Source organism: Rhodoferax lacus, assembly GCF_003415675.1.
In the GTDB taxonomy this organism is placed as follows: domain Bacteria; phylum Pseudomonadota; class Gammaproteobacteria; order Burkholderiales; family Burkholderiaceae_C; genus Allorhodoferax; species Allorhodoferax lacus.
The window spans coordinates 75,991-95,380 of record NZ_QFZK01000005.1 but is presented as its reverse complement, the minus strand read 5'-3'; the positions used below and the strand labels follow the sequence as shown (position 1 = coordinate 95,380).

Annotated in this window: 21 protein-coding genes; 9 read left to right on the top strand and 12 right to left on the bottom strand. The window is 62.3% G+C overall.

Annotated features, from left to right (window positions below; genetic code table 11):
• Window positions 1-19: 19 nt before the first annotated feature.
• The 5 genes from DIC66_RS10355 to DIC66_RS10335 are packed head-to-tail and all read left to right on the top strand — an operon-like array spanning window position 20 to window position 3,827.
• Window positions 20-448 (top strand): DUF2069 domain-containing protein, encoded by a 429-nt coding sequence (locus tag DIC66_RS10355; protein WP_117176813.1) that lies wholly within the window; start codon window positions 20-22, stop codon window positions 446-448.
• Between the two features lie 20 nt (window positions 449-468).
• Window positions 469-1,890: an FAD-binding oxidoreductase gene (locus tag DIC66_RS10350; protein WP_117177199.1), complete on the top strand. Its 1,422-nt coding sequence runs from the start codon at window positions 469-471 to the stop codon at window positions 1,888-1,890.
• Complete coding sequence (locus DIC66_RS10345) at window positions 1,887-2,732, top strand: thymidylate synthase (protein ID WP_117176811.1); 846 nt, start codon at window positions 1,887-1,889, stop codon at window positions 2,730-2,732. Before DIC66_RS10350 ends, DIC66_RS10345 begins: the two co-directional genes overlap by 4 nt.
• Window positions 2,733-2,740: 8 nt before the next feature.
• On the top strand, window positions 2,741-3,244 hold the full coding sequence (locus DIC66_RS10340) for a dihydrofolate reductase (RefSeq protein WP_117176809.1): 504 nt from the start codon (window positions 2,741-2,743) through the stop codon (window positions 3,242-3,244).
• The gene (locus DIC66_RS10335; RefSeq protein WP_117176807.1) at window positions 3,237-3,827 is read left to right on the top strand and encodes a DUF4337 domain-containing protein; all 591 of its coding nucleotides are present in this window, start codon (window positions 3,237-3,239) and stop codon (window positions 3,825-3,827) included. The genes DIC66_RS10340 and DIC66_RS10335 overlap by 8 nt, the downstream gene beginning before the upstream one ends.
• Window positions 3,828-3,844: 17 nt before the next feature.
• On the opposite strand, the gene DIC66_RS10330 is transcribed toward DIC66_RS10335, so the two are convergent.
• Complete coding sequence (locus DIC66_RS10330) at window positions 3,845-5,632, bottom strand: bifunctional metallophosphatase/5'-nucleotidase (RefSeq protein ID WP_117176805.1); 1,788 nt, start codon at window positions 5,630-5,632, stop codon at window positions 3,845-3,847.
• 87 nt (window positions 5,633-5,719) lie between these two features.
• Here DIC66_RS10330 and xth point away from each other — a divergent pair, with 87 nt between their 5' ends.
• Window positions 5,720-6,508 carry an exodeoxyribonuclease III gene (gene xth, locus DIC66_RS10325; RefSeq protein WP_117176803.1) on the top strand — a complete coding sequence of 263 codons (789 nt, stop codon included), beginning with the start codon at window positions 5,720-5,722 and terminating at the stop codon, window positions 6,506-6,508.
• Window positions 6,509-6,537: 29 nt separating this feature from the next.
• Here the strand turns inward: xth and ntrC are convergent, their stop codons facing one another.
• The 8 genes from ntrC to DIC66_RS10285 all read right to left on the bottom strand — a co-directional run bounded on the left by ntrC (window position 6,538) and on the right by DIC66_RS10285 (window position 14,729).
• Window positions 6,538-8,058 carry a nitrogen regulation protein NR(I) gene (ntrC, locus tag DIC66_RS10320; protein WP_117177197.1) on the bottom strand — a complete coding sequence of 507 codons (1,521 nt, stop codon included), beginning with the start codon at window positions 8,056-8,058 and terminating at the stop codon, window positions 6,538-6,540.
• A gap of 26 nt (window positions 8,059-8,084) precedes the next feature.
• Window positions 8,085-9,134 (bottom strand): nitrogen regulation protein NR(II), encoded by a 1,050-nt coding sequence (gene glnL / locus DIC66_RS10315; protein WP_117176801.1) that lies wholly within the window; start codon window positions 9,132-9,134, stop codon window positions 8,085-8,087.
• 56 nt (window positions 9,135-9,190) lie between these two features.
• Window positions 9,191-9,694 (bottom strand): hypothetical protein, encoded by a 504-nt coding sequence (locus DIC66_RS10310; RefSeq protein ID WP_117177195.1) that lies wholly within the window; start codon window positions 9,692-9,694, stop codon window positions 9,191-9,193.
• A gap of 189 nt (window positions 9,695-9,883) precedes the next feature.
• Window positions 9,884-11,299, bottom strand: coding sequence for a type I glutamate--ammonia ligase (glnA, locus tag DIC66_RS10305; RefSeq protein WP_117176799.1), 1,416 nt, complete (start codon window positions 11,297-11,299; stop codon window positions 9,884-9,886).
• Between the two features lie 209 nt (window positions 11,300-11,508).
• Window positions 11,509-12,318, bottom strand: a complete 810-nt coding sequence (locus tag DIC66_RS10300) for a competence/damage-inducible protein A (protein ID WP_117176797.1) — start codon at window positions 12,316-12,318, stop codon at window positions 11,509-11,511.
• Window positions 12,315-13,157: an EI24 domain-containing protein gene (locus DIC66_RS10295; protein WP_117176795.1), complete on the bottom strand. Its 843-nt coding sequence runs from the start codon at window positions 13,155-13,157 to the stop codon at window positions 12,315-12,317. The genes DIC66_RS10300 and DIC66_RS10295 overlap by 4 nt, the downstream gene beginning before the upstream one ends.
• A gap of 34 nt (window positions 13,158-13,191) precedes the next feature.
• Complete coding sequence (locus DIC66_RS10290; protein ID WP_117176793.1) at window positions 13,192-13,983, bottom strand: polysaccharide deacetylase family protein; 792 nt, start codon at window positions 13,981-13,983, stop codon at window positions 13,192-13,194.
• On the bottom strand, window positions 13,980-14,729 hold the full coding sequence (locus tag DIC66_RS10285; protein WP_117176791.1) for a 16S rRNA pseudouridine(516) synthase: 750 nt from the start codon (window positions 14,727-14,729) through the stop codon (window positions 13,980-13,982). Before DIC66_RS10285 ends, DIC66_RS10290 begins: the two co-directional genes overlap by 4 nt.
• A 132-nt stretch (window positions 14,730-14,861) precedes the next feature.
• On the opposite strand from DIC66_RS10285, the gene DIC66_RS10280 reads away from it, so the two are divergent.
• The 3 genes from DIC66_RS10280 (at window position 14,862) to DIC66_RS10270 (ending at window position 16,678) form a co-directional block, all read left to right on the top strand.
• The gene (locus tag DIC66_RS10280; protein WP_117176789.1) at window positions 14,862-15,569 is read left to right on the top strand and encodes a DUF2726 domain-containing protein; all 708 of its coding nucleotides are present in this window, start codon (window positions 14,862-14,864) and stop codon (window positions 15,567-15,569) included.
• Window positions 15,570-15,673: 104 nt separating this feature from the next.
• Entirely contained in the window at window positions 15,674-16,165 is a 492-nt protein-coding gene (locus DIC66_RS10275; RefSeq protein WP_117176787.1) for a low molecular weight protein-tyrosine-phosphatase, read from the top strand.
• A gap of 198 nt (window positions 16,166-16,363) precedes the next feature.
• The gene (locus DIC66_RS10270; protein ID WP_147321284.1) at window positions 16,364-16,678 is read left to right on the top strand and encodes a hypothetical protein; all 315 of its coding nucleotides are present in this window, start codon (window positions 16,364-16,366) and stop codon (window positions 16,676-16,678) included.
• Window positions 16,679-16,769: 91 nt separating this feature from the next.
• Here DIC66_RS10270 and DIC66_RS10265 read toward each other — a convergent pair whose 3' ends face one another.
• The 3 genes from DIC66_RS10265 to DIC66_RS10255 are packed head-to-tail and all read right to left on the bottom strand — an operon-like array spanning window position 16,770 to window position 19,295.
• Window positions 16,770-17,504, bottom strand: coding sequence for a hypothetical protein (locus DIC66_RS10265; RefSeq protein ID WP_117176784.1), 735 nt, complete (start codon window positions 17,502-17,504; stop codon window positions 16,770-16,772).
• A 2-nt stretch (window positions 17,505-17,506) separates the two neighbouring features.
• Window positions 17,507-18,808: a Y-family DNA polymerase gene (locus DIC66_RS10260; RefSeq protein WP_117176782.1), complete on the bottom strand. Its 1,302-nt coding sequence runs from the start codon at window positions 18,806-18,808 to the stop codon at window positions 17,507-17,509.
• A gap of 22 nt (window positions 18,809-18,830) precedes the next feature.
• On the bottom strand, window positions 18,831-19,295 hold the full coding sequence (locus tag DIC66_RS10255; protein WP_117176780.1) for a LexA family protein: 465 nt from the start codon (window positions 19,293-19,295) through the stop codon (window positions 18,831-18,833).
• Window positions 19,296-19,390 lie beyond the last annotated feature (95 nt).

Below are 19,390 nucleotides of genomic sequence, written 5' to 3'. Positions count from 1 at the left end.
CCGCTATGATGCCACTGCCATGCACATAGCCTCCCCTGCCCCCTCCACCCCCCCCACCGCCACCGTCCAACTCAGCCGCGTGCTGGCCGTTGGCAGTCTCGTCGCACTGATTGTGCTGTGCCTGGCCTGGGAGCTCTGGCTCGCCCCCTTGCGTCCGGGCGGCTCGTGGCTGGCCCTCAAGGTGCTGCCCCTGTGCCTGCCGATGGCAGGGCTGCTGAAGAACCGCATGTACACCTACCGTTGGGTCAGCCTGGTGGTGTGGTTGTACTTTATTGAGGGCGTGGTGCGCGCCTGGGGTGACAAGGCGCCCGGCAACTACCTGGCCCTGGCCGAAGTGGTGCTGTGCCTGTGCCTGTTTGCGGCCTGCCTGCTGCATGTGCGCACACGCCAGCGCAACGCGCCGGCACCCGCTGTGGAAGCCCAGGCTGCGGCACCCACTGTCTCCTGAAATTCGTGAGCGCTACCACCGTGCAAGATAAAGAACCATTTTTGGAAACCCTGCGTGCCATCGTCGGCGCGCCCAACGTGCTCACCGAGGGTGACCTGAGCGCCTGGGAGCTCGACTGGCGCAAACGCGAACACGGCAAGGCCCTGGCCGTTGTGCGCCCTGCCTCTACCTCTGAGGTGGCGCGCGTGGTGCAGGCCTGTGCAGCTGCGGGCGTCAGCCTGGTGCCACAGGGTGGCAACACCGGCATGGTGGTGGGCTCCACGCCGGATGCCAGCGGCACGCAGGTGGTGCTGAGCCTGACCCGCATGAACCGCATCCGCACCATGGACGCCGCCAACCTGACCGTCACCGTGGAAGCTGGCTGTGTGCTGCAGAACCTGCAGGAAGCCTGCGAGAAAGAAGGCTTCTTGTTCCCCTTGAGCCTGGCTGCCGAGGGCAGCTGCACCATAGGCGGCAACCTGGCCACCAATGCCGGCGGCACGCAGGTGGTGCGCTACGGCAACACGCGCGAGCTGTGCCTGGGCCTGGAGGTGGTGACGGCTGCGGGTGAGGTCTGGAATGGCCTGTCGGGCCTGCGCAAGGACAACACCGGCTACGACCTGCGGCATCTGTTCATAGGCTCCGAGGGCACGCTGGGTGTGATCACCGCGGCCACCCTGAAGATGTACCCCTTGCCCAAATCCATGCTCACCGCCTTTGCCTCGGTGCCCTCGCTGGAGGCCGCGGTGGAACTGCTGGGTCTGGCGCAGCAGCAACTGCATGCGGGCCTGACGGGCTTTGAAGTGATGGGGCAATTTGCCCTGTCCCTGGTGCGCAAGCACTTCCCCCAGCAAAACGTACCCTTTGAGGGCGACGACGCGTTTTGCGTGGTGCTGGAAGTGTCGGACCACGCCTCCGAGGCCCATGCCCGCGGCCTGCTGGAAAACCTGCTGGAAGAAGCCCTGCAGGACGGCTGCGTGCTTGACGCCGTGGTGGCAGAAAACATTTCCCAGGCGCGCGCGCTCTGGCACATCCGCGAGAGCATTCCGCTGGCACAGGCGCAGGAAGGCCTGAACATCAAGCACGACATTTCGGTGGCCGTGTCCAACATTCCCGACTTCGTGCGCGAGACCGATGCGCAAATAGCCCAGGCGTTCCCCGGCGCGCGCATGGTCAACTACGGCCACCTGGGCGACGGCAATCTGCACTACAACGTGCAGGCCCCTGAGGGCTCGGATGCCGAAGCCTTTTTGCGCGACCAGGAAAAGCCCATCAACGCCATCGTCTATGCGCAAGTAGAACGCTTCCAGGGCTCCATTTCGGCCGAGCACGGCATCGGCACCTTGAAGCGCGAAAAGCTGGCACAGCACAAGTCCCCGGTGGCGCTGGGCTTGATGCGCGCCATCAAACTGGCGCTGGATCCGAACAACACCATGAACCCCTCTGCCCTTTTTCTGCCATGAACAGCCCCAGCCCTGCGCGCCCTGTGCGCTCCCAGTACGAAGATTTCATGCGCCACGTGTACACCACCGGCGTGAACAAGCCCGACCGTACCGGCACTGGCACACGCAGTGCCTTTGGCTACCAGATGCGCTTTGACCTGACCGAGGGCTTTCCGCTGGTGACCACCAAGAAGGTGCACCTGCGCTCCATCATCCAGGAACTGCTGTGGTTCCTCACCGGGTCGAGCAGCAACAACTGGCTCAAAGAACGCAATGTGAGCATCTGGGACGAATGGGCCAAGCCCGATGGCGACCTGGGCCCGGTGTATGGCGTGCAATGGCGCAGCTGGCCTACGCCGGACGGCGGCCATATCGACCAGATCAGCGAGCTGCTGCACACGCTCAAGACCAACCCCGATTCGCGCCGCATGATTGTGAGCGCCTGGAACGTGGCCGACCTGTCCAAGATGGCGCTGATGCCCTGCCACGCCTTCTTCCAGTTTTATGTGGCACCGGCCGAAGAGCCCGGCGGCAAAGGGCGCCTGAGCTGCCAGCTCTACCAGCGCAGCGCCGACATTTTTCTGGGCGTGCCTTTCAACATTGCCAGCTACGCACTGCTGACCCACATGCTGGCGCAGCAGTGCGACCTGGAGGTGGGCGACTTCATCTGGACCGGTGGCGACTGCCACATCTACAGCAACCACCACGCCCAGGTGGAAGAGCAGCTCAGCCGCGAGGCCTTTGCCTACCCCACGCTGCGCATCAAGCGCCAACCGCCTTCGCTGTTTGACTACCAGCTGGAAGACTTTGAGGTGCTGGACTACCAGTGCCACCCGGCCATCAAGGCGCCTGTCGCAGTCTGAGGCCAGCCATGCAGTTGCACCTGGTATTTGCCCGCAGCACCAGCGGCGTGATCGGCGTGGACGGCGGCCTGCCCTGGCATTTGCCCGAAGACCTGGCGCACTTTAAACGCACCACCCTGGGCTGCCCGGTGATCATGGGGCGCAAGACCTGGGACTCGCTTCCACCCAAATTCCGCCCCCTGCCGGGGCGCGCCAATGTGGTGGTGACCCGCCAAGCCGACTGGCAAAGCGCGGGTGCCCTGCGTGCCGACTCGCTGGAGCAGGCCATGGCGCTGTGTGGTGATGCGCCGCATGTGTGGGTGATAGGCGGCGCGCAGCTCTATGCGCTGGCCCTGCCGTTGGCCACCACTGCTGTTGTTACCGAGATTGATGTGGAAGTGCAAGGCGATGCGTTTGCCCCGGTCTTCGGCCCGGATTGGCAGGAAACAGCACGCGAAGAACACACCGCAGCCAGCGGGCTGCGCTACCGTTTTATTACCTTGACGCACAACAGGAGTTTGAAGAATGTCTGAGCATGGTTTTCACGTCCACGGCCCCCACGACCACGAGCTGGAGCACGCCATCCAGGGTGGCCACGGCGACCATGGCAACGGCGGCATGATCAACCAGATCGCCATGTTCACCGCCATCATCGCCACGGTGGGCGCCATTTTTTCCTACATGGGAGGCGCCACCCAAGCCAATGCCGGGCTGTACAAGAACAACGCCGCGCTCAAGAAGGCGGAGGCCTCCAACCAATGGAATTACTTCCAGGCCAAGAGCACCAAGCAGGCCCTGGCCGAGCTGGCGCGTGACCTCAGCCTGGACACCGCCAAGCCCGCCTACCAAGCCAAGATGGACCGCTACGAAAAGGAAAAAGGCGAGATCAAGGTGGTGGCCGAAAAGCTCGAAGGCGAAGCCACCGAGTGGGACCACCGGAGCGATGAGCAAATGCACCAGCACCACCGCTGGGCCCAGGCCACCACCGTGCTGCAGGTGGCGATTGCCCTGGCCGCCATTGCCCTGCTGACCAAAAAGAAGTGGCTGGAATACGCCATGTTTGGCGTGGGTGGTGTGGGCGTGGTGGTGGGGGCGCTGGCGTCCTTCCACATCTAGCAGCGACCCTCTGCGCTTCAGTTCAGGCGCTGAATGCGCCCCATCTGCGGCACAGGTAAAACGCCCTTGAGCCGGAAGTAGAGCTTGGCGGCCACCAGATCGGTTTCGCCTTCCTGCACATTGCGGCCCTGCTTGAAAACGCTCAGGGCGTCGCCGCCCGAGGCCATGAAGCTGTTCACCGTAACCCGGTAGCTCTGGTCCATGGCCATGGGCACACCGTTCAGCCGCATGGAGCCGGGCACCACGCGGTGGCCCGTGCCGGGCGCTGCGCCCTCGGGCACGCTGGCATCCCACACATAGCTGAAACCGTTGGAGACCGGCAGGATGCGCCCGCCGGGCGGCTGCGGCTTCTCCCACTGCTGCTCCAGCAGGCGCAGCAGTTGCGCGCCGGTCAGGTCCATGGTGACCAGGCTGTTGTTGAAGGGCAGCACGCTGAAGAGCTGGCCGAAGGTAACGGCCAGGCTGCTGCTCAGGTCGGTGCGCAGGCCACCCGGGTTGGTGAAGGCAATCTGTGCTGCCCGGTCGCCATAGCTTGGGTCGGACGAACCGGCCAGGTAGGCATCGGCAATCACCGCGCCCAGGGTGCTTTCGCCCGCGGCGTTGGTGCGCCGGTCCAGCGGCGCGGCCAGGCGGCCCACTTCCATGTCGGAGAGCGGTGCACTCAGGTCGCCATAGCGGCGCACGATGGCGTCCACCGCCGGGTCTGGCTGCAGGGCGGTGGCGCCTTGGGGCAGTGGCAGCGGGTTGCCGTTGGCATCTTTCACCACAGCGCCATTGAGCACCACCCGGTTGTTGGCATCCTTGGCCAGCACCCGGCGCGCGACGGGGTCTATCTGCAAATCAATCTGCGTCAACAGGCGCCCGTAAAAGCCGGTCTGTGTAAGCAGCTTGCCGTCCGGACGCACACACACATATTCCTGGTGCGTGTGGCCGCTGACCACCACATCCACCGCGCTGTCAAACTGGTCCGCCAAGGCCAGGATGGGCCCACTGAAATCCGGACAGGTCTTGTCCTGCACCGTGCGTGCGCTGGTCTGCCCGCCCTGGTGAATCAGCACCACGACTGCGGCCGCACCCTGGGCCTTGAGCTGGGGTGCCAGCCGGTTGACCGTGGCCACCTCGCTCAGGAACTGCAGCCCGGCCACTCCCGCCGGTGTGACTACCGAGGGCGTGGCGCGCAGGGTCAGGCCGATGAAGCCGATCTTCACGCCGCCCACGTCCCGCAGAGCGGTCGCGGGGAACAAGGTTTTGCCGGAAGCCGTGTCCAGCACATTGGCCGCCAGATACTGGAACCTGGCACCGGAGAAGGTGCCTGCGTTCATGCAGGTGTCCACCCCCACGGTGCCGCTGGAGCCATCCGCCGGGCGCGGGTAGCACCCCCCCATTTGCAGGCGCAGCAGCTCGGTGCGGCCCTTGTCGAATTCATGGTTACCCACGCTGGAGACATCCAGGCCAATCTGGTTGAGCACCTCAATGGTCGGCTCATCATGGAACAGCCCGGAGGCCAGCGGTGTGGCGCCCACCAGGTCGCCCGCGCCCACGACCAGGGTGCGACCCGGGTTCTGGCTTTTGAGTTGTTGCACCAGGCTGGATAGGTAGGCCGCACCACCGGCCGCTACACGCGTGCCGGCGGGGTTGGCCGCATCGGGCATGAGTACGCTGCCACTGGGGGGCTGGATGTTGCCGTGGAAGTCATTGATGGCGATCAGCGAGATGTGCACCGGCTCGGCCGCGTGGGCACACTGGGCAAAGGACGCCAGCAGCAGCGGCAACAAGGCAGTTCGGGAGAGGGAATGCAGCTTCATCGGGACCTCGGGCAAATGGGCACAATGCATGGACTATAGTGCCGCTGCATTGCAGACGCCCTGCCCCGAATATTGAATGACCCCGCCATGAAACTTGCCACCTGGAACATCAACTCTTTAACCGTACGCCTGCCGCAGGTACTGGACTGGCTGGCCGCCAACCCGGTGGATGTGCTGGTGCTGCAGGAGCTCAAGCTGACCGACGACAAGTTCCCCACCGACCAGTTTGCACAGGCCGGCTATCTGTCGCACAGCTTTGGCCAGAAGACCTACAACGGCGTGGCGCTCTTGAGCCGCACACCCGCCACCGATGTGGTGAAAAACATCCCCGGCTTTGATGACGACATGGCGCGCGTGATCACCGGCACGGTAAGCCAGGGCGAAGGAGACGGCGCACAGAGCATCCGCGTGGTGGGCGCCTATTTCCCCAACGGCCAGGAGCCCGGCAGCGACAAGTTTGAGTACAAGATGGAGTGGCTCAAGGGCCTGCGCAGCTGGCTGAAAGAAGAATTGGTCAAGCACCCGCGCCTGCTGCTCATGGGCGACTACAACATCACTTTTGATGACCTGGATGTGTGGGACCCGGAGGGCATGCGCGATGCCATCCATTGCACCGACGAGGAGCGCTACCAGCTCAACGCACTGATCGCCCTGGGCCTGACCGACAGCCACCGCCTGTTCCCGCAGCCCCCCAAAAGCTACAGCTGGTGGGACTACCGCGATGCCGGTTTCCGGCGCAACCGCGGCCTGCGCATTGACCACATCCTGGTGAGCCAGGCACTCAAAGCGCAGGTGAAGTCCTGCGTGATTGACAAGACCCCACGCAAGAATGAGCGCCCCAGCGACCACGCACCCGTGGTCGTTGAGTTAGGCTAGCCGTTCGCCCGGCCGCCCCGGGCAATTCCTTACTCCAGGTTCAGTTCCTGAATCTTGCGGGTGATGGTGTTGCGGCCAATACCCAGCTTGTGCGCGGCTTCAATGCGGCGGCCCTTGGTGGTGGCCAAGGCTGCCAGTATCAGGCGCGACTCAAAGCGCCGGGTCAGCACATCCCACACGTCCAGACGGCCACTGTTGAGCAGCGCAATGGCCTCACCCTCCAAGCCCTGCTCCCACTCCTGCAAGGCGTCCGCAGTGGCTGCCATGCTGTGCGCAGAAAACGCGTTCACGGGCGCCGCTGCCGGGGCTGCAGCTTCCAGGAAAGCCGGGGCAGCCTCCTGCACCACCGCTGCGGCCACAGCCTTGGGCACACCGGCGTCCAGCCGGGCCACGCCCACTTCGGGTGGCAGGTCCTTGGGTTCAATCAGCTGGGCCGGTGCCATCACGGTAAGCCAGTGGCACAGGTTTTCCAGCTGGCGCACATTGCCGGGGAAGGCAAAGCCCTCCAGCCAGGTCAGGGCCGCTTCCGAAATGCGCTTGGGCTCCACACCCAGCTGCTTGGCACTCACCTGCAGGAAGTGGCGCGTCAGCATGGACACGTCTTCCTTGCGCTCGCGCAGTGCGGGCAGGCGCAGGCGGATGACATTGAGGCGGTGGAACAAGTCCTCGCGGAACACGCCTTCCTTGACGCGGTTCTCCAGGTCCTGGTGGGTGGCGGCGATCACGCGCACATTGGTCTTGACGGCACTGTGGCCGCCCACGCGGTAGAAGTGGCCGTCCGACAGCACACGCAGCAGGCGTGTCTGCAACTCAAACGGCATGTCGCCGATTTCGTCCAGAAACAGCGTGCCGCCATCGGCCTGCTCGAAGCGGCCGCGGCGCATGGTCTGCGCGCCGGTGAAGGCGCCGCGCTCATGACCGAACAGCTCGCTCTCCAGCAGGTCCTTGGGGATGGCAGCCGTGTTGATCGCCACAAACGGGCCGTTGGCACGCGGTGAATGCTTATGCAGGGCACGCGCCACCAGTTCCTTGCCCGAGCCGGACTCGCCGGTAATGAGCACCGTGACATTGCTTTGCGAGAGGCGCCCGATCGCGCGGAACACGTCCTGCATGGCGGGGGCCTGGCCCAGCATTTCGGGCGTCTCGGTCATGCGCTCTTCACTGACCTCTTCGCGCTGGCTTTCTTCCACGGCGCGGCGTATCAGTTCCACCGCCTTGGGCAAATCAAAGGGCTTGGGCAGGTATTCAAAGGCACCGCCCTGGAAGGCGCTGACTGCGCTGTCCAGGTCGGAAAACGCCGTCATGATGATCACCGGCAGGCCGGGGTACTTGACCTTCACTTTTTCCAGCAGCTCCAGACCCGTGCCACCCGGCATGCGGATATCGCTCACCAGGATTTGCGGGCCTTCGTCGTCTGCGGCAGTACTGAGGGCTGCCAATACATCGCGTGAATTGGAAAAGCTGCGTGTGGGCAGATGCTCGCGCAGCAATGCTTTCTCCAGGACGAAGCGTATGGACTGGTCATCGTCAACGATCCAAATCGGCTTCATGGTCTTCTCATTCCTCGTGTCTGGCATTACGGTAACGGAATCAGAATTTTGAAATCCGTACGGCCGGGCACGCTATCGACCTCGATCATTCCCTGGTGTTGCTGGACAAAGGTTTGCGCCAATGTGAGCCCGAGGCCAGAACCACCATCCCTTCCCGACACCAGCGGATAGAAAATGCGGTCCTTGATCGAATCTGGCACGCCAGGTCCGTTGTCAATGACATGCAATTCCAATGCCAACCGGTAGCGCTGTTTGCCAAATGTGATCTGGCGCATCACGCGGGACTTGAAAGTAAGCTCCGCATCGCCCTCGGCTATGCGTTCGCTCAGGGCTTGCGCGGCGTTGTGCGCAATGTTGAGCACGGTCTGTATGAGCTGCTCGCGGTCACCGCGGAACTCGGGGATGGAGGTGTCGTAGTCACGCACGACGCGAAGGCCCTTGGGGAACTCGGCCACGATGAGCGAGCGCACACGCTCGCAGACCTCGTGGATGTTGACGTCCCCCACCATGTGCGGCCGGCGGTGGGGTGCCAGCAGGCGGTCCACCAGGCTTTGCAGGCGGTCGGCCTCGTGGATGATGACCTGGGTGTATTCGGTCAGCTCCGGCGAATCCATCTCGAGCTCCAGCAACTGCGCCGCACCACGAATGCCGCCCAGCGGGTTCTTGATTTCGTGGGCCAGGTTGCGGATGAGTTCCTTGTTGCTTTGTGCCTGCTCCAGGATGCGCTCCTCGCGGTCCTGGCGGGTCTGCTGCTCCAGGGGCACCAGCTCGACAATGATGCTGTCGGCCAGATCCACACGGGTGATGATGACGTGCACCGGCAACGCGTCAAAACCCACGCGCTTGAGCCAGGCGTCATAGCGCATGGCGCCAAACTCGTTTTCAATGGCGCCTTCCAGCGCGTTTTGCAGTTGGCTGGGCTCTGTAAAGGCCTCGGCAAAAGCGGTGCCGACAATGGAGCGGCGCGAAATGCCCAACACATCCTCAAGGGCTGCATTGGAGAACAGCACCAGGCCGTTGCGGTCTACTACGGTGACCAGCGTGGCCAGCAAATCAAAGGGCTGGAAATTGGACAAGGCAAGTTCCTTGTTGAGCCCGCTACGGGCCTTTGTGTGTAGCTTGTTCAAGCCGCTTATTTTCCGGAAGTGGCAGAGGAGGAACCGCCTGCAGCACCTGCGGGCGCAAGCCGGGACAATTCGCGCTTGATGCCGGCGATGTCACTGTCATTGCGCGCTATCGAGGCCTTGAGTGCAGCCACGCGGTCCAGGTACTTCTGGTTGTTGCGGGCTTCCGCACCCTGGCGCTCTGGCTCACCGTTGTTGTATTCCTTGAGCAACTCGGCCTGCTTGGCCTCTGCCCGCTGCAGCTCGGATTCCAGAATCATGCGGGCGTCAGAGTCCTTGGCGCGCTGATCTGCCGAGTCGGTACGCTGGCCCGGGGTTGAGCTCTTGGAAGGCTGCGGCTTGGTGGCCTGGATCACGGTGACATTGCCACCCGAGATCAGCTTGCAGGTTTTGGCCTGGGCTTCCGTTACGGTGTTGGTGTATTCGTTGCCACAGCGGTAAATGCGCTCGTCAGCGGCTTGCGCCACACCCAAGCTGGAAGTGAATAAAAGCAGTAAAAAAACGAATTTCATTTTCAGTCCACCCATGGCGAAGGCCGGGTCAGGCCAGAAGTATGCGCCAAAATTTTTGACCTGCCGAATAACCATAAAAGCACATCACACCCCTGTAGTGGCACCTGCCAGGCCACAATGAAAAAGGACTGCACAAGCAGTCCTTTTTGCTGACACCGACCAGAGGGCCGGTGCGCTTTCAGCCCCTGATTACAGGGAGTAGTACATGTCGTATTCGACCGGGTGCACGGCCATACGGAAACGGGTGACTTCCTGCATCTTCAGTTCGATGTAGGCATCGATCATGGAGTCAGTGAACACGCCGCCCTTGGTCAGGAACGCGCGGTCCTTGTCCAGGTGCTCGAGGGCCTGGTCCAGGCTGTGGCACACGGTTGGGACTTTTGCATCTTCCTCGGGAGGCAGATGGTACAGATCCTTGGTGGCTGCTTCGCCGGGATGGATCTTGTTTTCCACGCCGTCCAGACCCGCCATCAGCAAGGCCGCAAAGCCCAGGTAGGGGTTCATCAGAGGATCGGGGAAGCGGGCTTCCACGCGACGACCCTTGGGGTTGGCCACAAACGGAATGCGAATAGAAGCCGAGCGGTTCTTGGCAGAGTAAGCCAGCTTGACCGGTGCTTCAAAGTGGGGAACCAGGCGCTTGTAGCTGTTGGTGCCAGGGTTGGTGATGGCGTTCAGGGCACGGGCGTGCTTGATGATGCCGCCGATGTAGTACAGCGCGTAGTCAGACAGGCCTGCATAGCCGTCACCGGCGAACAGGTTCTTGCCGTCTTTCCAGACCGACTGGTGCACGTGCATGCCGGAACCGTTGTCGCCGTGGTAGGGCTTGGGCATGAAGGTGGCGGTCTTGCCGTAGGCATTGGCCACGTTGTGGATCACGTACTTTTGCAGCATGGTCCAGTCAGCGCGTTCCACCAGGGTGGAGAAGCGTGTGCCGATTTCGTTCTGGCCAGCGCCCGCCACTTCGTGGTGGAACACTTCGACCGGGATGCCCACGGATTCGAGAATCAGGGACATTTCAGCGCGCATGTCCTGCGTGCTGTCCACTGGGGGCACGGGGAAGTAGCCGCCCTTGACGGTGGGACGGTGGCCGCGGTTGCCGCCTTCGAGCTTGGAGCCGGTGTTCCAGGGGGCTTCGTACTCGTCGATTTCGTAGAAGGTGTTGTTGGGTTCGGTGCTCCAGCGCACGCCGTCAAAAATGAAGAACTCTGGCTCGGGGCCGAAGAAGGCGGTGTCGCCATTGCCGGAGGCCTTGAGGTAGGCTTCAGCGCGCTTGGCAATGGAGCGGGGATCGCGGTCATAGGCCTTGCCGTCGGCAGGCTCCACCACATCACAGGTCATGATGATGGTGGTTTCTTCAAAGAAGGGGTCGATGTTGGCGGTTGCGGGATCGGGCATCAACAACATGTCGGATGCTTCAATGCCCTTCCATCCTGCGATGGAGGAGCCGTCAAACGCGTGGCCGGAGGTGAACTTGTCTTCGTCAAAGTGGGAAACAGGCACGGTGGTGTGCTGCTGTTTGCCACGGGTATCGGTGAAGCGGAAGTCAACAAACTTGACTTCGTTCTCTTTCACCATATTCATCACGTCAGCGACGGTCTTGGCCATCAAATACTCCTGTTGCACGGTTGTAAAAAGGTTTGCCGGTTTCTCAATGCAGCTTTTGTGCCAGAAGCATCCGGCAAACCCATTTGAGAAAGCGCCCTATTTTGCCCTGAGATTTGGCCGATTCCTCGCTGCACGGGTCATATGTTGGATCGGCAGCAGGCTTGTGCACCAAAAACGCCACGGCAGGTTGGCGCCTTCTTGGTGCGCTGTTATTTACGCACCATTTCGGGGCCAAGCGGGATTTTCAGGTCTTTGAGTGACTGCACCAGATCGGCATAGGCCACCTCCACCACCCCAGGTGCGCCTTTGACGCCCAGGTCAATATGGCGGCCATATTGCGGGTGGTCCACACTGGGCAGGCTGAAGACCTTGACGGCGTGCGTGCGCTCCAGGCGCTCCATCAGGGGCGTAAGAGCCGCCTCCATGGCGCCGAACACAATGATGGAGTTCTCCTGCCAGGCGTCCTGGCGGAAATGCGCCGCGTAGAAGGTCTCCAGAACCCATTCCACCATGGGCCAGGCCATCACAGGGAAGCCGGGTACGAAATGGACAGCACCCTCGCCTGCACCATCGCAGGTAAAGCCGGGAATCTTGTTGTAGGGGTTGGGGATGATGCGCGAGCGCTCCGGAAACACGCCCATGTTCAGGCGGTGCATATTGTCGTCACGCTCGGGCTCGTAAGGCTGCCCTTTTTCGCGGGCGATGTCCTGCATGCGCTCGCGGATCAGGTCTTTGGCCTGCGGATGCAGGACCAGCGGTTGTTGCAGGGCATCCGCCGCGCATTGGCGGGTGTGGTCGTCCGGGGTGGCACCAATGCCGCCAAAGGAGAAAACCACGTCGCCGGAGGCAAAGGCACGCCGCAGGGTGGCGGTGATGCGCTCGGGCGAATCGCCCACGTAGTCGGCATAGGCCAGTTGCAGGCCGCGCGCGCCAAACAGTTCAATCGTTTTGGCCAGGTGCTTGTCTTCACGGCGGCCGGAGAGGATCTCGTCTCCAATGATGATGATGCCGAAATTCATGTCTCGTCTTTCAGGGGGATGGCAGGCGCCTCAGGCAGCACTGCGGATTGCACGCGCAGTGCCTGCAAGGCAGCCAGGCAGTAGTGGCTGAACCAGAGCGATGCGAAAGCGAATACCAAGGTGTAAATCCAGATGGCCAGCGGCACCAGGATCACGAATGCCGGTGCAAACCCGGCACCCAGGGCCCAGACCACGCTGGGCGATGCACCCAGGTAGCCAGAGATCACGCCCATGAGCAGCAACCAGCCACTGTGGCGCTTGAACAGCAGCACACGCTCCTCTTTGCTGGCGTGGTGAGCCAGTGCGTCAAAGGCCAAGACGCGGTAGGTCAACCACCCCCAGATCAGGGGCGGAATCAACAAGACCAGGGGAGGAACCAGCCAGAGCGGCACCGACACCAGCAAGGCAATGCAAGCCAGCAAAGTGGACATCAGCGACCACAGCAGGCTGGTACCGAAGCTCGCCCCCTGCTTTGCCTGCATGCCTGCAAAGCGCTTGTCGGCCACCAGATTCACAATGGCGGGGGTCATCAACAGGGCCACGACCAACAGCGACAGCACCACGATCAGTGGCGTGATGGCAAACACCAGCAACAGCGGCGCCAATACCGCCTTGAGCTTGCCCGCGCCTACGCTGTCCAGCCACTGCCAGACCATGTTGATGTAGGTGAACGACTCCATCCAGCTGCGCACCTGGTCCAGCGCGGCGTCCCAAAACAAGTAGCCCAGACCCAGCGCCAGCGCCACCATCAGCACCAGAGGCAGAAAGGAAAGTGCGATGACGCGGGGCCGCACACAGTAAAGGGCAGCACGCCAAAACGAGTCCAAAAACAGATTCATGCTTGGAGCATACCGCGCGCGGCGAATGGAAAGCTCAACCGCCGTGGCTGCTGATCCAGTCCTGGAATGCGGGGTGCTGGCGCAACGTGGCAAAGCACAGGCCGCGCTCCTTCAGCCCCACCAACAGGGGCTCCAAGTTGGCTACTGCCCAGGGTTCGGTGGACGGCGCGGCATTCAAGTCCAGAAACAAAATATCGCCCTTGCGAATGCCCGCCAGGGCCGCCTTCAAGGGTGAGCCCTTGCCCAACTGGCCAGCGCGGGGCAAGTCCACATGGGCATAGCCGCAGGCATTGGCCGAGGCCAGGAGCTTGGGCGAGGTGCTGCCACCCGGCGCGTGGAACAGAGGCAGCGTCTTCTTGCCTGTGAAGTCTTCCGTGCGGCGCGCGGCATGCTCAATCTGCTCGCAGTATTTGGCGGGGTCATAGGTGAACTCGCGGCCTGCCAGTGAGCCGGTGGTGGGCTTGATGCGAAATCTGGTTTTGTAGCCCGGAAGGTCGCCACGCCAATAGACGTGGTCATAGGTCTGCGAGGCAAACTCGTGGCCCTGCTGCCCCACCAGCTTCCACCAACCACCCCACAGATTGCCCAGGCTGCCCTCACCATTTTGGGTGCGCTGGTTGGACACCCAGTAGGTCACCCGCACCTGCTGGCGTCGCAGCACTTCTGCAACGCGTGGCGCATAGTCCATGCTGCCGGGGTCAATCGTCAGGTACACCGGGTTGGCGCAGGAAGGCCCAGTTGCCGCATCTGCTGCCCATGCAGCAGGCAGCGCCGCACAACATGCCAACAGGCCACCTATCTGGCGTGCCACCTTGAAAAAATTCATGCTTTGCCTGCAATGCTTGCCAGGTCCTGTTCCGATAGCCAGCGCCACTGTCCCGGCGCCAGATCGGCCGGCAACACAAGCCCGCCAATTTGCGAACGGTGCAGCCCCTCCACCCGGTTGCTTACCGCTGCCAGCATGCGCTTGACCTGGTGGTACTTGCCTTCTGTCAGGGTGAGGCGCAGGTCAAATTCACCCACGGCCTCGCAGGCTGCTGCGCGCACGGGCTTGGGGTCATCGTCCAGCACCACGCCTTCCAGCAGGCGGCTGACCTGGCGCGCATCCAGCGGGTGCTTGACGCGCACTTCATAAACCTTGGGCACATGGTGGCGCGGGGAGCTCATGCGGTGGATGAACTTGCCGTCATCGGTCAGCAAGAGCATGCCGGTGGTGTCCTGGTCCAGCCGCCCCACCGCTTGCACCCCTTGCACCGCCGCCTTCTGTGGCCGTGTGCGCAAAGGTGAAGGCAGCAAGGTGTAGATGCTGGGGTAGGTGGAGGGCTTTTGCGAGCACTCTGTCGCCGTGGGTTTGTTCAGGACGATGTAGGCCCGCTCTGCGTAGGGCCAGTCCACCCCTTGCACACGGAAGCGGAGGTTTGGGGTCGCAAAGTCGGCGCTGGCGTCCAGGCAAGCGCTGGCCACTTCCGGGTCAGCCGGACCGTAGACCTGCACATAGCCCTGCTGTATCAGTCCGGCACAAACGCGCCGTGTACCAAAGCCCTGAGAGTAAAGAATTTCCTGCAATTGCATGGGCCTAGTATCGCAGCGCGAACCTGCAACGCCAATGCCGGGCCATACTATCGCCCTGACAGGGAAGCAGCACAGTAAACTGCAACCCACAATGAATCTTGCAAACCCGGACCGAGCCGACAGGGAGAAACGATGATTGCAGCCATTTTTGCTGCCTGCCTGGTAGGTCTGGCGGGCATAGCGCTCTACCTGTGGCAGCAGCGCAGCAAGGAAAAAGAACGCCCCCAGATGCCCAAGGAATGGCCCCTGTTGCCACGCCTGCTGATCAACAGCAAAGAGCGCAGGATCTGGGTCTGGCTGGCCAAGGTGATGTATGACCAGCAGATCATGATCAAGCTCCCGGTCACCCGCTTCACCATACCTGCCCAGCGGGAAGAGGCCGAGCACTGGTACAACATGCTCAACCGGGTGTACTGCACCTTCACCATCTGCGGGCTGGACGGCCGCGTGATCGGCTGTGTGGACGTGCCGGGAGCCGCCGGACTCTCCATGAGCAACCAGACACTCAAGTACGGCCTGTTGTCCCAATGCGGCATTCCGTACTGGGTGGTAGAGCCCGACAACCTCCCCCACATGAGCCAGATCCGCACGGCCTTTCTGGGCGACGGTGCACTTCGCGCCAACGAACAGGACCGCATGGACTCGCGCCTGAAGGGTGTGGCCGACGATTTGCACGCCGCCGTGTCACGCCAAAGAACGAACAAGAGCACAACGGCACACGAACACCACGGATTTGAGCCCACCTCGCCGCCACCCGAAGGGCCCTTGACGGAAGGATGGGAGCAGAACTCGTTCATGGCGCCACTGGACAGCCGGGGAGCTGAGTTGCGGCAAGACTAGGCGCGCGTGGGCGCCAGCATGAGCGCTTGCAGATACAACTTTTCGTGCACAAACGAAAGCAATTTCAGCCCGACTGCCAGACAGCCAGCTTTCCCACCCATCCTATGAGCCACCCGTATTCCGTTTTGTTTGTCTGCATGGGCAACATCTGCAGAAGCCCGACTGCCGCCGGCGTGTTCCGCCACAAGGTGCAAGCCCTGGGCTTGCAGGACCACGTGACCGTGGATTCTGCCGGTACCCACAACTACCACCCCAACAGCCCGCCCGATGCGCGCTCGCAGGAGCACGCAGCCCGGCGCGGCTACGACCTGTCGCCCTTGCGCGCCCGGCAAATCCGGGACGCCGACTTTGAAGCGTTCGACCTGATTCTGGCAATGGACTGGGACAACCTGGCCCTGCTGCAGGACATCTGCCCGCCCGAGCACCAGAAGAAGCTGCGCCGGTTGACCGAGTTCTGCCTGACCTCAGACAGCCCGGTGGTGCCCGACCCGTATTACGACGGAGCCCCAGCCTTTGAACACGTGCTGGATCTGGTGGAGGATGCGTGTGAGGGGTTGGTGCGGCATGTCAGAAAGACCAGGCCTGTTGGCACTTGATTTGCCAAAGAAAAAGGCCGCCAGGTGGTGAAACCTGGCGGCCAATATCTGAGGGTATGGTGCTGGCGTCAACTGAAAGATGGCTTGGAAACCCCAGAATGAACCCGGACTTGGCAAAGGTGGGGGCGACCTTCGGTGTCATAAAGTTCTATGGTGGCGATGCAGACCGCCCTCTTTGGTCGACTACTGGGAGATAGTATGAAAACAACGCTTGCCATGCTGATTGCGATGCTGCTCCCCCTGACCGCATTTGCTGATGGAACCTCTGGCCTTGATCGTCCGGAAGTCGTTCGCTTTGTCCACAATGCCGATCTGTGTGATCACATCGCCGGTGAATGGGACCCAGACATGACAAAAAAGGAAAAGCGGACCATCGAAAAGAAAGTCGATAAGTACTGCGGCATGGCACAGAAGCAGCGCACCAAGCTTCTGAAAAAGTACAAGTCCGATGCAGCGGTGTTGAACTTACTCAACAAATACGATTCAGTGAAGGATTACTCTCTGTCGCCTTAGAAGGCGGCGGTTACGGTCACCACGAATGGCGGGAATTCATACCGGATACGCACACATCGAAGGTCATCTGGCACCCTAAGCCAAGCTTCAGTCAATCGTGCAGGCTTTGCCTGCCATCCTCTGGATCGGTTCCCACCGGCGTTGCTTTGGCCAACGCCATCCATACCCAAAACGGCAGCTGATTGAACTGGCGCTTGGGCGCCATCCTTATCACTTCAACACCCTCACCCACCACCTGCATGACGCCGCATTCACCCGGCACCTCATCAGCCTCGGCAATCGGCCTGTCCTTGCCATCCCGCCCCAGCACATACCAGCACTGCCCGCCCAGCTGCAGGTAGGCAGCGCGCTTCTCCGGGCGCTTCAGGTCACGCAGCAAGTCGGCCCGGCTGACCTTGATCTCGTGGACCACAGGCTCCAGGTAAGCCTGCACCGAAGAGTTGCGGATGGAGAACACATCGGGCATGCAGTATTTCCAATGGCCCACTTCGTCATCCGTCACGCTCACTTTGGCGCGCAGGCTGAGGTTGGACCACACCAGCCGCCCTTCGCGCTGCATGGATTGGGCAATGCGCTGCACCAGGCCGTTATGGGCACCCAGGGCCTTGCGGTTGCTCTGGGCCGCGCCCGCCAGGTACTGGATGCCGCTGTCGGTCACGCACACCCGCTCGTGGCCGCTGGGGTCTGTCACCCGCGCCAGCAGCCCGGTGGCCAGCAGCTCAATTTCCACAATGTCCAGGCAAGGCCAGCCAGCCGAGCGGTAGATTTCGCGCAGGCGCCTAGCGTGGACCTTCTTCAGGGTGATGCCTTGCAATGGGTTGTCCATGCTCAAGCCCTCGCTATCGGAATATCGGCCCAGCTGGTGGTGTAGCCCGGCGTTCTGCGCTCCTGCCGCATGGTCCACTGCTTGTGGTTCCCCTGCAGCCCCGCGCTGGCCAGGTGCACCTTGCCCTTGCCAAAGCGCTGGTTGAGCGTGTCCATGGCCAGCATCAGGCGGCTGCGGTCTTCCATGCGGTCATCCTCCAGATCCAGCTCGCCTTGCTGCAGGCGGTTGGACTGCAGGTCCAGCAACATTACGCCCGCCTTGGCGTAGCGAAAGCCCTCCACAAAAATGCTGCCCAAGCCCCGCAAGGCCGACTGCACCAGCACGGCTGTGTCGGCACTGGGCCTGCGCAGCGGCACGGTGACCGAGCGGCTGTATTGCCGGTCATCTTTGCGGAAGGGGCTGGTGCGGATGTAGACCAGCACCTGGTTGGCCAGACCGTGTTGCCTGCGCAACTTCTCTGCTGCCCGCGAGGCGAACTCGGTCACCGCCTCGCTCAGTGGCTCCAGTGTGGTGATAGCGCGGCCAAAAGAGCGGGTGCAGGCGATTTCTTTCTTGGCCTGGGGCATGTGCTCCAGCTCGATGCAGGGCGTGCCCTGCAGCTCCAGCACCGTGCGCTCCAACACCACCGAGAACTGGCGCCGCACCGTTGCAAGGTCCATTCGCTGCAGGTCCAGCACGGTGTGGATGCCACCGGCCACCAGGCGCTTGCCGATCTGGCGGCCTACGCCCCAGACTTCACCCACCGGGGTGGCTGCAAAGACGGCCTCCTGCTCTGCGGCCTGTAGCGCTTCCAGGTTGCACACCTGGGCCAGTGCCTCGGGGTAGCTGCCCGGCTTGCGCTCGGCGGTCTTGGCGATGTGGTTGGCCAGCTTGGCCAGGGTCTTGGTCCGGCCCATGCCAATGCCGCAAGGGATGCCCGTGCCCTGCAGGATGCGCGAACGGATGGTGTGGGCGCGCTCCACCAGGTCGCCACGCACACCGGCCAGGTCGATGAAGGACTCGTCGATGGAGTAAATCTCCTGGCGGGGCCCCAGGGCCGCTGCCAGACGCATCATGCGGTCGGACATATCGCCATAGAAGCCGAAGTTGGCTGATAGCGCCACAAGGCCCGCAGAAGCCTCCAGGTGCTTGATCTGGAACCAGGGTGCACCCATGGCAATGCCCAGGGCCTTGGCCTCGTTGGAGCGGGCTATGGCGCAGCCGTCGTTGTTGCTCAGCACCACCACCGGCACACCGTTGAGCGCGGGTTGGAACACGCGCTCGCAGCTCACATAAAAGTTGTTGCCATCCACCAGGGCGTACATGGCTCTCTCCGGTCCACGTTAACTAGGCTTTGAACATGCGCACAGTGTTGGTCACCACGCCCCAGATTTCCAGGGTCTGGCCATCCTTCAGCACGATGTCGGGCACCTCCGGGTTACCCGCCTGCAGCTTGGTGCCGTCCGGCTTTTTGTAGAGCTTCTTCACCAGAAAGTCCCGGTCCAGGCAGGCGATGACAATCTGGCCATGGCGTGGGCGCTTGCGCTTGCGGATCAGCACCAGGTCGCCATCAAAAATGCCGAACTGCACCATGGAGTCGCCACTGACCCACATGAAGTACGCATCCTCTTCGTCCGCCCCGATCAGCTTGGACAGGTCCAGCCGCACCATGCCCAGATCTTCGGCGGGTGACGGAAAACCGGCCTGTACCTTGTTGCAAATCAGCGTGACCAGCATGGGCGCCTGAAGGGCGGGTATGGGTACCATGGGCTCAAACCCAACCGGTAGCGCCGTCTTGCAAATACTGTTCATGCGTACAGTATAAACAGGCGCTTGGATGAACGCTTGCACGTGCCTTCTTAATCGACCCAACTCAGACAGCCCGGTGGTGCCCGACCCGTATTACG